Origin of the sequence: Salmonella sp. 32020114201800008SM, assembly GCF_017572025.1 — a bacterium.
Taxonomy (GTDB): Bacteria; Pseudomonadota; Gammaproteobacteria; order Enterobacterales; family Enterobacteriaceae; genus Salmonella; species Salmonella enterica.
In genome coordinates this window covers 594,618-606,723 of the sequence record NZ_JAGEQM010000003.1, presented here as the reverse complement: position 1 = coordinate 606,723, position 12,106 = coordinate 594,618, and the positions used below count along the sequence as shown (strand labels likewise).

Sequence of the window (12,106 nt, the reverse complement as noted above, 5' to 3'; positions counted from 1 at the left end):
TGAAAGGTGAAACGGGAGGCTTAAGCTACATCGGAAGCTCAGAGTCTTCAGGCCGGATACAAGCTTCTCCCGTTTCAGATAGCTGACAGCTAATCAGCTATCTGTTCAGGATACAAGGCCGGATAAGGTGTTTACGCCGCCATCCGGCAATCATTCTTATTCGTAGTAGTTATAAATCCCCGCCGCCATCACCAGTTGCGAAGCCACTTCATGCGCTTTTTCACGACCAACCAACAGGTCGATGATTTTCAAACCAAAATCGATAGCGGTACCCGGTCCCTGGCTGGTTAATAATTTTACCCGCGCATCCCACACCACACGCTTATCCTGCCACTGTTCGGCGGGGATCTTATCTTTCAGCGCCGGAAAACCGGTCATATTGCCGATAGGGAAGATATCGTGCGGCACGAGCACTGTGGCGGCTGCGGCGCAAATGGCTGCGACAATGCGCCCGGAGCGGTGAAACTGTTTTACGGTTTCGACCAGCAGCGGGCTGTCGCGAAAGCACTCGGCGCCTTTAATTCCGCCGGGCAACACGATGATGTCATAATCGCCGTCGGCAACTTCAACCAGCGGCGCATCCGCCAGTAGCTTTACACCGCGCGAGCAGACAATCGTCAGGTTGCCATCGCTGGCGACGCTGGCGGTAGTGACGTGGATTCCGCCGCGAACCAGCAGATCGATAGTGGTGACCGCTTCGGTCTCTTCACTACCAGGGGCGAGGCATACCAGTGCCTGAGCGCTCATACTCACTCTCCTTTCGCTTTACCATTTCAAACAGGCGGCTATTTTCCGGAACGGCGAGACCGTGCACGCGGGCGCGCTTGAGTAAATAACCGGTAATGTAGTCAATTTCGGTATGGCGCATGGCACGCACGTCCTGCAACATGGATGAGATGTTTTCTGCCGTACTGTCAATCACTTGCTCAACATAATAGCGTAAATCGTCTGCCGATGTGTGGTAGCCTTCACGTTCAATCACGGCGGCGACCTCTTCGCAAATTGCGTTAATTTCATCAGTATGATGGCGCAGCTCGCCGTTCGGGCAGTTCCAAAGCGCGGTGAGCGGGTTGATAACACAGTTGACGGCCAGTTTGCGCCACATCTCTGCGCGGATATTGTTATGCCAGGCGACATCGGGCAGTACCCCCTGCAGGATATCGGCGAGATAACTGTAATCGCCGTCTTGCTCGCGCGCCGGGCCAATATGCGTAGTACCGTTAGCGACATGAATAATGATATTACCGTCGCGGCGCGCAGCATGGGTGATAGTCCCCATCAACATCGGCTGTTGGATATTTTGCAGTTCTTCTATGGTTCCCATTCCATTATGAATGAGCAGGATAGGCGACGTCACCGGTAGGGTTGACGCCAGGGTTCGTACTGCGTCGGAAACCTGCCACGCTTTCAGCGTGACTAATAACAGTTCGCTCTTCGCCAAAAAATCCGGATCGTTTGCCGTCAGTGATTCGTTGAAAAAGGAACCATCGGTATCGATCAGATTTACGCTGCAATAAGGTTGTGGCACCCGTAGCCAGCCCTGTACGTCATGTCCGTGTTTGCACAGTGCCGAAAGCCAAAGTTGTCCTAAGGCTCCGCATCCCAGTACAGTAATTTTCATTGTTCCTCCTCACCTGCAACAGCGCCAGGTGTTATGGCGCTAATTATAGCGTCATCAGCTAAGCTTCTCGTTAAGCCTCGTTGCAGGTATTATGCAACGCAACGAAAATGAAGGGAGAAGAAAAGATGCCATCTTTCGATATTGTTTCTGAAGTTGATCTGCAGGAAGCGCGTAACGGCGTGGATAACGCGGTTCGCGAGGTTGAGTCTCGTTTTGACTTTCGTGGCGTAGAGGCGACTATTGAACTGAACGATGCCAATAAAACCATCAAGGTGCTGAGCGAGTCCGATTTCCAGGTCAATCAGTTGCTCGATATTCTGCGCGCCAAGCTGCTTAAACGCGGTATTGAAGGCGCTTCGCTGGATGTACCGGACGAGTTCGTGCATAGCGGTAAAACCTGGTATGTGGAAGCGAAGCTGAAGCAGGGCATTGAAAGCGCCGTGCAGAAGAAAATCGTCAAGCTGATTAAAGACAGCAAACTGAAGGTGCAGGCGCAAATTCAGGGGGAAGAGATTCGCGTGACGGGCAAATCACGTGACGATCTGCAATCGGTAATGGCGCTGGTTCGCGGCGGTGATTTGGGCCAGCCGTTCCAGTTCAAAAACTTCCGCGATTAAGTTGTTATGCCGGATAGAGCCTCGCCGCCATCCGGCAATGCAGCATTCATCCTTTGCTGATAAGCTGTTCAACTTCAAAGCGATTGGTCACTTTGCTGTCGATTTTGACGTAAGCGGAATGCTCTTCCGCCACGATCAGCGCTTCGCTTACGCCTTTCATTGCTAACAGCCGCTGTTTTAGCCTGTCGTCAGCAACAATATCCGCTGGAATTTCCACGCGCAGGCTGCTGACATAGGGCGGCTCTTTCATGGTACTTGCCACCGCCAGCCATACCATCGCCAGTACGGCCCCGGCAAGGAAAACGGTTTGCCCATCAAACGTGCCGTCTATCCAGCCGCCCAGCGAACCGCCAAGCGCCACGCCAAGAAACTGACTGGTAGAATAGACGCCCATCGCCGTTCCTTTATACCCCGCGGGCGACTCTTTGCTAATAAGCGAAGGCAGCAGCGCCTCCATCAGATTAAAGGCGAGGAAAAAGAGTTGTACGCCAATCACCAGCTCCCAGAAATGCTGGCCCGCTCCCCACAACACGATTTCCGCGACGACAATGAGCCCCACGCAGAACAGGAATACCTGCTTCATCCGCCGTTTGACTTCAGCATAGATGATAAAAGGCACGACGGCGGCAAAGGCGATCACCATGGTTGCCAGATACACCTTCCAGTGTTCGGCGGCAGGGAAACCGGCATCGGCAAGCTGGCCGGGCAGGGCGACAAAGGTGGACATTAATAAAATATGCAGACACATAATGCCGAAATTGAGCTTGAGCAGCCTCGGCTCCGCCAGCACTTTACTGAAGCTGCCTTTGACCATCCCGGATTCGCGATTCAGCACATGGTTGGTACTGTTGGGAACCACCCAGATCGTCAGAAGAATGCCCAGAGTGGCGAGGGCGGCGATCATCCAGAACAACGCGTTCAATCCCAAACTATGGGTAACGATCGGCCCTAATACCATCGCAATCGCGAAGGTGATACCAAAGCTGACGCCGATAAACGCCATCGCTTTGGTACGGTTTTGCTCGCGGGTGAGGTCAGATAGGAGCGCCATGACGGCGGCGGCAATAGCGCCGGACCCCTGTAGCGCTCGCCCCAGAATAATGCCCCAGATTGAGTGGGAGAGCGCGGCAATGACGCTACCCGCGACAAATACCGCCAGTCCGCCGACAATCAGCGGTTTGCGGCCAATGCGGTCGGACAGCAGCCCAAAGGGAATTTGAAAGATAGCCTGCGCCAGCCCGTAAATGCCGATCGCAATGCCGATTAATGCTTCGCTGGCGCCCTGTAGCGCCATACCGTATGTGGTCAGTACTGGTAGAACCATAAACATACCCAGCATACGCAACGAAAAGACGGTCCCTAAACCCCATGTGGCGCGCAGCTCCCCTGGCGTCATTTTATAATCGTTCATTGCCACCTCTGTATAAAAGCTGGGAGTAGTGTAGTGCGGGGAGTGTGTCGGGTAAATAGAGGGTTAATTAGCAAATATTATGTTTTTGAAACAGTTGAGCTAAAAAAGAGATAAATTGTTAACACGATAGGGGCGATCGGGAGAGTCAGCATAGCCTTGTGCTCATTCATATTCCGATCTCCTTGAGCTGTAGTGGCTATCTGAGCCATCTCAGTATAGTGTAGCGGTTAGCCACGGCCTTCAGGCTGTGTACGCTGTTGCTCCATGTCGCAATAGCAGACTCGTCAAGTCAGACAGTCAGCGAACCGCGCTGCTGGCCGGTGGGTGACTTTAAACTTTTGCTTTGCCATAGGAAGCCGATTCTGAAACGATGGCAATGATCAGAACCGTCCATCTCCTGAAAATTTGATTTATTCAACAACGCCGAGACTGATAGCAAACTTTCCGCGTGATGGCGCGCGTTTATCAGGCAGAAGGTTCGTCAGCAGTCGCATTTATTATATTATTCAAGGAGTGAATTCGTTATGGAAATTAAATTTTTATCATTATGTATTTTAGCGGGTGTTTTATTTGTTAGCCAGGTGAATGCTTCAGCGAACAACGGTAAAGATGATGTAAAATATGCTGCGCTTACCCAGAAGGATCTTGATGCTTTGCCTGTGGAAAAAAGAGCTTCGGTTCTGGATGAACTGGGGTTTATCCATGAATACGGCCTTAATGTACCGATGAATCGCGAACAGGCGTTGCAGTATTACAAGCAGGCCTGTGAGCTTGGCGGTAACTACGGCTGTTATAATGTGAAGTATGCTTATCAGTATGGCGACGGAGTGGCCAAAGATAGCGCTCAGGCCAATAAGTATGCTAAGAAAATGAATCTGGATAATTTATTGATTGAGCAAGAATATATTGATAAGTTTTCGCAAGAAATTTTCACGGCAAAAGTATTGGCCGATACGGATAAATCGCAGCGACCAGAATTTATTAATGCACTATTTAATTTTCTAAATAATAGGCCAGAGAGCGATGCGCTTTTTTTTAGTCGTATCGGATTTAATCAGGAAAAAACGTTCCGCCTTGCTACGCTATGGGTGCAGGACGGCGATCCACAAATGGATTATCAACTGGGGTTACTCACCCTTAATGATTTCTCTGGTCATTATGTGGATGAGCCTTATAAAGCCAGGCCGGCCTCGTTGAAATGGTTTCGCGCCGCCGCGGAAAAAGGCGTCGTTGAGGCCCAATCTCTCTTGGGGGGTATTTATTCGGGGGGAGAGGGCGATGAGTGGGGGATTAAGCCAGACATTCAGGAAGCACAAAAATGGTATGGACAGGCGGCTAAGCAGGGTGACAGCGATGCACAGATTGCGTTAGGTAAAATCTATTATTCTGGCGCAACAGGGCGCACTGATTACGCTAAAGCGCTGGCATTATTTACGCAGGTTGAAAATGATGGTACTAATTCGCGCTCAACGATGCCGTTGAGTTGGATGTATTATAACGGTTTAGGTACTGCACCTGATTGTGATAAAGCCTGGTCGTATTACAAGAAAGCATCTCAATATGTAGGTAAGATGGTTGAGGAAAAAATATTTTTAAGTAAGTGCGCAGCGGATATTCAGAGTCGAAAAAACAACGCGGATGCTTTACCTAAAGTAACGCTAAAAAAAGAGAGTGTTTTCTCTCGCGGGATAACGGCTAAACCGAAAGAATGCGCACTAATTTTTCAGATTGGCACAGATAAAATCCGTAACATGGCGAATTTGCATATTACGCTTGAGCTGAAAAATGATGATGGAATGGCAACTGAGGAAACGTTGATGATTCCGCCATTCGGTTTGAATACTCTGGGGATAGATATGCAAAATCATGATGTTGATCCTCTCATTACCACATACGATCTCCCGCTGTATACGCAAGATTTTTGTCACGGGATCGGCGATATCCATTTTACGCTGAAATCCGCTACGGCAACGATTAACGGTAAGAATGTCGATTTACTGAAAGCTGATAGTGTGCGCTTTTTAGATAAAGAATAAGGGAATGAAAAATGATAAAACGGAAATGGAGTATTTTGTTTCTGCTTGGGCTTTCTTTCGCATCGGTATGTCAGGCAGGTGATGATATTGACGCGTTGTATAGCCGTATTGCGCAGAAAGATATTCAGGCGCTAAATGAGCTAAAAGCGTTAGCCAAAGATAATAATGCTCAAGCGCTGGCGGAGTTGGGGTTTATTTATGAGTACGGTGTTTCAGTATCTGTGGATATTCCGCAAGCAATAAAGTACTACGAGCAGGCTTGTGATTTGGACGGTGATTATGGTTGCTTTAATGCAGCTTATTTCTATGAATATGGCATCGGTACCCAAAAGGACATTACGCAAGCGAAAACATTAGCAAAACAGCTTAGAGAAAAAATTAATCTATCCAATATCAATCTCGATAAAAAGGTGAGTGAACGTATAATTGGGAGTGTTTATAGTAATAAACTTGAGGCATATAGAGACCTTTCATTTCGTCCTCATTTTATTCAAGGCTTAAGTTTCTATTTTTATGCCCCGCAATCAGATGAGCGAAAACTGCTGAGTCGAATAGGTTTTGACTCATCACATCTTGCGCGGATAGCGATACTCTGGGCGAGAGAGGGTGATCCTGAGGTCGCGTATCAGACGGCAAAACTGGTCTCTACTTTGTATTTTAATAATGAAACGAAAACGATAGATATTGCTGAAGCGCTGAAATGGCTCCGAATTTCGGCCGAGAAGGGGGATGCCGACTCACAGACGCTGTTAGGTTTTCTTTATGAACACGCTGGATTGGGATTACAACCAGATGGAGAGAAAGCCAGGAAATGGTATGAAATGGCGGCGCAGCAAGGTAATGGAGAAGCATTGTATACGTTAGGTCGTATGTACTATTCTGGCGTAATGGTTAACGTTGATTACGATAAAGCGCTGTATTTTTTTAAAAAAGCTTATGAGAAAAAATTACAGGAGGCCGCTGATTATTTAGCACAGATGTATTTTAATGGCCAGAGTGTAGATGTCGATTGCCAACAATCCTGGCACTATTACGATAACAGCTATATAAAAAAGATGACACAACGCGATTATCTTGATTATTGTGAAAAAGATCGAAAGCGCCGTAATGATTTTAGTCAGCAACTTCCTGAGCTGACATTAGAAAAATATGCGGGATTATTTGGCAGGATTGATAATATTCCTCTGTGTCAGATTGGATTTGTTGTCAATACGAATAAGTTAATTCATGTTGCGAACTTACGTGTGAAATTGATATTAAAAAATGATGCTGGAGTTAGTGACGAAAGAATGGTCGCTTTTCCTCCTTTGGGTCTCAATACTCTGGGTGCTGAACAGGGTATGGGGGATTCTTTTAAGTCGATGGGATATATCTTGATGAAAAACGGTGACTTGTGTGATTACCATAAACTTACTTTCACCGTGAAGTCAGCGACGGCAACAATCAATGGTAAAAAAGTTGATTTACTGAAAACGGATAATTTACATATTATTCAGAATTGATAAGTCGTGGGGCGTTACTGCCTGATGAAATGAATAAAAAAACCGCCGTTTGTGACACGGCGGTTTTTTCAATAGCAACGCTTGTTACCAGACGTAAGTCAGCAGATTCTGCGAATTCGGCACCATAAAATCAACGGACATCATGATACTCAGCGCGGTAATCGCAATGATAGAGAAGCCGAACAGCTTGCGCGCCCAGACCTTATCATCTTCCACTTTGTAACCGCGTAGCGCCATGCCGAGCCACCAAACGCTGACCGCCGCGGCGACCACCAGGTATTTGTAACCAGCATAACCGCCCAACGTTAGCATTAGCGTTGCAACGGCAAACGCAATGATGTACAGCGTGATGTGGTTTTTAGCGACTGAGATTCCTTTTACCACCGGCAGAACCGGGATATTGGCCGCCTGATAGTCCTTAAAGCGGAAAATGGCGATGGCGTAAGAGTGCGGCATCTGCCAGAGGCTGAAAATAGCCAACAGAATCGCCGCGCCGCTGTCAAAGTCGCCCGTTACGGCGCAGTAGCCAATCACCGGCGGCGCTGCGCCGGAGAGAGAACCAATCAGCGTGCCGTAAACGGAGTGACGCTTCATGTACAAGCTGTACACGCCAACGTAGACCACGAAGCCCATTACCCCCAGCCAGCAGGCCAGAGGATTGGCGCCAAACCACAGCAGCATAAAGCCAGCAATACCCAGCAGGGTGGCGTATACCAGCGAGACGCCAGGAGAAATCAGGCCTTTGACCAGCACCCGATTCTTGGTCCTTTCCATCTTCCTGTCGATATCCCTGTCGATGTAGTTGTTAAATACACAACCCGACGCCACAACCAGTGACACCCCGACCAGCGTATAGATGAACAGGGGATAGTCAATGCTGCCCTTCGAAGCCAGCAGAAATCCCCCGATCACCGAGATCAGGTTGCCAAAGATGATGCCTGGTTTCGTTACTTGCAGGTATTGCTTAAACATCATACTCGCCGCTCTTAGTGCATCATCATGTTGTAGTTGAGGTTCCACATAATCCAGATGGAGCCCACAACCAGGATGGCGATGATCAGCACGGTAAAGATGAAGGCCGTCATGTTCCAGCCTTCATCAGATTTGGTGTTCATGTGCAGGAAACACACCAGATGCACCAAAATCTGCACCACTGCCATTGCCAGGATAGATCCCAGAATAACGGCCGGAGAGGCAGCGCCGGTCATCACCATCCAGAATGGAATAACCGTCAGGATGACCGACAGGATAAAGCCGGTCATGTACGTTTTTACGCTGCCGTGGGATGCGCCGCCGCTCTCGGTAGAATGACTCATTACATCGCCCCCATCAGATAAACAACAGTGAATACGCAAATCCAAATCACATCCAGGAAGTGCCAGAACAGGCTCAGGCACATGATGCGGGTACGGTTAGTGCTGGTCAGACCGCGACGGGCGACTTGCACCATCAGCACCGCCATCCAAATCAAACCGGAAGTGACGTGCAGACCGTGCGTGCCGACCAGCGCGAAGAACGCAGACAGGAAGCCGCTGCGATCCGGGCCCATACCGTTAACAATCAGGTGATGGAATTCATAGAGTTCCATCCCGATAAATCCGGCACCGAACAAGAAGGTCAACGCCAGCCAGGAGATAACCTGGCTCTTGTTGTTCTTGTGCATGGCGATCGCCGCCATGCCGTAGGTAATGGAGCTAAATAACAGCAGGAAGGTTTCAACCAGAACGAACGGCAGTTCGAAAATGTCCTTACCTGTCGGGCCGCCAGCGGTGCCGTTCACCAGAACGGCATAGGTAGCAAACAGAATAGAGAACAGAATGCAGTCGCTCATCAGGTAGACCCAAAATCCGAAGATTTTGTTCTGGCCTGCGTCATGGTGCCCGTGTTCGTGCGCGTGGGCAGTCGCGTGCGTTAAAGTATCAGTTGCCATTTTTCAGCCCTGCCTTAGTAATCTCATCGAAATGCTGGTTTTCCAGTTTTTCGACTTCCGGGACCGGCACGTAGTAATCCACATCTTCATCAAAGCTTTTTACAATCCAGCTGATGATCATGCCTGCGAAACCCACTATCGCCAGCCACCAGATATGCCAGATCATGGCGAAGCCAAATACCGTCGCGAAGGCGGCGATAACAATACCGGCACCGCTATTTTTCGGCATATGAATCTCTTCATACTGTCCAGTCTGTTGGTACGCTTCGCCTTTTTCTTTCATTTCCCAGAAGGCGTCACGTTCGTGAACGTGCGGCACAACGGCAAAGTTATAGAACGGCGGCGGAGAAGAGGTTGACCACTCCAGCGTACGGCCACCCCATGGGTCGCCGGTCAGATCGCGGTTCTGATCGCGATCGCGAATAGAAACGAAGATCTGAATCAGTTGACACAGGATACCCAGCGCAATCAGCGCGGCGCCGGCGGCGGCAACCATCAGCATCGTATGGAACTGCGGATCAATTTGCTGGCTGAGGCGACGGGTCATGCCCATGAAGCCCAGTACATACAGCGGCATAAAGGCTACAAAGAAACCGATAATCCAGAACCAGAAGGCGCGTTTACCCCAGGTTTCGTTCAGCTTGAAGCCAAACGCCTTCGGCCACCAGTAGGTCATACCCGCGAAGCAGCCAAACACTACGCCGCCGATGATCACGTTATGGAAGTGCGCAATCAGGAACAGACTGTTGTGCAGGACGAAGTCCGCGCCCGGTACCGCCAGCAGCACGCCGGTCATACCGCCGACCGAGAAGGTCACGATAAAGCCGATGGTCCACATCATTGCGGAATGGAAGACGATACGGCCCTGATACATGGTGAACAACCAGTTGAAGATCTTCACCCCGGTCGGGATGGCGATAATCATGGTGGTGATACCGAAGAAGGCGTTAACGTTCGCGCCTGCGCCCATCGTGAAGAAGTGGTGCAGCCAAACGATAAACGACAGTACGGTAATACAGACGGTCGCCCAAACCAGCGAGGTATAGCCGAACAGACGTTTACGCGAGAAGGTCGCTGCGATTTCGGAGAATACCCCGAAGACCGGCAGAATCAGAATGTACACTTCCGGATGGCCCCAGGCCCAAATCAGGTTGATGTACATCATCATGTTGCCGCCCATATCGTTGGTAAAGAAATGGGTGCCCAGATAGCGATCCAGGGTCAGCAACGCGACGGTAACCGTCAGAATCGGGAAAGAGGCGATGATCAGTACGTTGGCGCACAAAGAGGCCCAGGTAAAGACCGGCATCTTGAACATTGTCATACCCGGCGCACGCATCTTCAGGATCGTCACGAAGAAGTTGATACCGGTTAACGTCGTACCAATACCCGAGAGTTGCAACGCCCATATCCAGTAATCGACCCCGACGCTGGGACTGTACTCTATTCCCGATAGCGGCGGATAAGCCAGCCACCCTGTCTGCGCGAATTCACCCACGCCCAGCGAGAGGTTAACCAGAATAACGCCGACAACGGTGAACCAGAAGCTCAGGTTGTTCAGGAAAGGGAACGCAACGTCGCGCGCGCCGATCTGCAGCGGAACCACCAGGTTCATCAGACCGATAACGAAGGGCATCGCCACGAAGAAGATCATGATTACGCCGTGAGCGGTAAAGATCTGATCGTAGTGGTGCGGCGGTAGAAAACCCGCTTCGCCTGCGGAGGCAAGCGCCTGCTGGCTACGCATCATGATGGCATCGGCGAAACCACGTAACAGCATCACAATCGCGACGATGATATACATGATGCCGAGGCGTTTATGGTCAACCGACGTTAACCACTCTTTCCATAGGTAGGTCCACTTACCGAAGTAAGTAATCGCTGCCAGTATCGCCAGTCCCCCGACGATAATTGCAGCGATCGTTACCATGACGATAGGTTCATGGAACGGTACTGCATCCAGTGATAATTTTCCGAACATCTTATCTTCCTCAACCCTTGGAGTTGGCGGATTCCGCGTGGCTCATGTCCATACCTTCCATTCCTTCATGCGAGCTGTGCTCACCTTCAGGTTGGGTCATGTCCATGCTCTTACCGTGGTCCATGAATTTGTTAATAACGTCCTTGAACAAATCTGGTTTCACGCTGGAGAAATATTCCACCTTGTTGTACTCGCTTGGCATAGCCACTTTCTCGAACGCCGCCATATCATTCATGGTGTTCGGAGACTGCTTCGCTTTTGCGACCCATTGGTCGAATTCTGCGCGGTCTTTGGTGGCGATAGCTTTAAACTTCATACCAGAGAAGCCCGGGCCGCTATAGCTGGCGGAGATGCCATCGTAGGTTCCGGGTTCGTTGGCGATCAGATGCAAACGTGTTTGCATACCGGCCATGGCATAAATCTGGCTACCCAGACGCGGGATAAAGAAGGAGTTCATCACGGAGTTGGAGGTCACTTTGAAATAAACCGGCGTGTTCGCCGGGAAGGCGATCTCGTTGACGGTGGCGATACCCTGCTCCGGATAGATGAAGAACCATTTCCAGTCCATGGAAACCACTTCGATGGTGATCGGTTTTTCGTCATGCGCCAGCGGCTTGCTTGGTTCAAGCGCGTGCGTGGTTTTCCAGGTCAGTACGGCAAGGAAAATGATGATTAAGATAGGCACCGTCCAGACCACGGCTTCCACTTTATTGGAGTGTGACCAGTTCGGGCTATACTTCGCATCCTTATTACTCGCACGATACTTCCAGGCGAAACCAACAGCCATCAAGATGGCGGGAATAACGACGATCAACATCAGGCCAAATGCCGTCAGTATCAGCGAACGTTGCTCCAGTCCAATCTGTCCTTTGGGATCCAGCAGCGCAGAATTACAGCCACTGAGTAATGCAGTGCCTGCAATTAATGACAACCATCCCAAACTTTTATTGTATTTCCTGAGTCTCATTTAACGACCTCAATTCCACGGGACCTGGTGGCGTTTAAAGT

At 49.9% G+C, this 12,106-nt stretch carries 11 protein-coding genes; 3 read left to right on the top strand and 8 right to left on the bottom strand.

Annotated elements, in window-relative coordinates:
- Positions 1-156: 156 nt before the first annotated feature.
- Together yajL and panE are read right to left on the bottom strand one after the other, a co-directional pair.
- A complete protein-coding gene (gene yajL, locus J4613_RS12235) occupies positions 157-747 on the bottom strand; it encodes a protein deglycase YajL (RefSeq protein ID WP_001275809.1) in 591 nt (196 codons plus the stop codon).
- Positions 710-1,621, bottom strand: coding sequence for a 2-dehydropantoate 2-reductase (panE, locus tag J4613_RS12230; protein ID WP_000705816.1), 912 nt, complete (start codon positions 1,619-1,621; stop codon positions 710-712). Before panE ends, yajL begins: the two co-directional genes overlap by 38 nt.
- A 125-nt stretch (positions 1,622-1,746) precedes the next feature.
- On the opposite strand from panE, the gene J4613_RS12225 reads away from it, so the two are divergent.
- Positions 1,747-2,238 (top strand): YajQ family cyclic di-GMP-binding protein, encoded by a 492-nt coding sequence (locus J4613_RS12225; protein ID WP_001138913.1) that lies wholly within the window; start codon positions 1,747-1,749, stop codon positions 2,236-2,238.
- Positions 2,239-2,284: 46 nt separating this feature from the next.
- On the opposite strand, the gene J4613_RS12220 is transcribed toward J4613_RS12225, so the two are convergent.
- Positions 2,285-3,649, bottom strand: a complete 1,365-nt coding sequence (locus J4613_RS12220) for an MFS transporter (protein WP_001000938.1) — start codon at positions 3,647-3,649, stop codon at positions 2,285-2,287.
- Positions 3,650-4,173: 524 nt separating this feature from the next.
- On the opposite strand from J4613_RS12220, the gene J4613_RS12215 reads away from it, so the two are divergent.
- The gene (locus tag J4613_RS12215; protein ID WP_111742428.1) at positions 4,174-5,685 is read left to right on the top strand and encodes an SEL1-like repeat protein; all 1,512 of its coding nucleotides are present in this window, start codon (positions 4,174-4,176) and stop codon (positions 5,683-5,685) included.
- Between the two features lie 11 nt (positions 5,686-5,696).
- Positions 5,697-7,187: a tetratricopeptide repeat protein gene (locus tag J4613_RS12210; protein WP_111742427.1), complete on the top strand. Its 1,491-nt coding sequence runs from the start codon at positions 5,697-5,699 to the stop codon at positions 7,185-7,187.
- Between the two features lie 84 nt (positions 7,188-7,271).
- On the opposite strand, the gene cyoE is transcribed toward J4613_RS12210, so the two are convergent.
- The 5 genes from cyoE to cyoA are packed head-to-tail and all read right to left on the bottom strand — an operon-like array spanning position 7,272 to position 12,065.
- Positions 7,272-8,162, bottom strand: coding sequence for a heme o synthase (gene cyoE / locus J4613_RS12205; RefSeq protein WP_000971352.1), 891 nt, complete (start codon positions 8,160-8,162; stop codon positions 7,272-7,274).
- An 11-nt stretch (positions 8,163-8,173) separates the two neighbouring features.
- Positions 8,174-8,503, bottom strand: a complete 330-nt coding sequence (locus tag J4613_RS12200) for a cytochrome o ubiquinol oxidase subunit IV (protein WP_000019878.1) — start codon at positions 8,501-8,503, stop codon at positions 8,174-8,176.
- Positions 8,503-9,117, bottom strand: a complete 615-nt coding sequence (locus J4613_RS12195) for a cytochrome o ubiquinol oxidase subunit III (protein WP_000179833.1) — start codon at positions 9,115-9,117, stop codon at positions 8,503-8,505. Before J4613_RS12195 ends, J4613_RS12200 begins: the two co-directional genes overlap by 1 nt.
- On the bottom strand, positions 9,107-11,098 hold the full coding sequence (gene cyoB, locus J4613_RS12190; RefSeq protein WP_111742426.1) for a cytochrome o ubiquinol oxidase subunit I: 1,992 nt from the start codon (positions 11,096-11,098) through the stop codon (positions 9,107-9,109). Before cyoB ends, J4613_RS12195 begins: the two co-directional genes overlap by 11 nt.
- Before the next feature lie 10 nt (positions 11,099-11,108).
- Positions 11,109-12,065 (bottom strand): cytochrome o ubiquinol oxidase subunit II, encoded by a 957-nt coding sequence (gene cyoA / locus J4613_RS12185; protein ID WP_001239448.1) that lies wholly within the window; start codon positions 12,063-12,065, stop codon positions 11,109-11,111.
- Positions 12,066-12,106 lie beyond the last annotated feature (41 nt).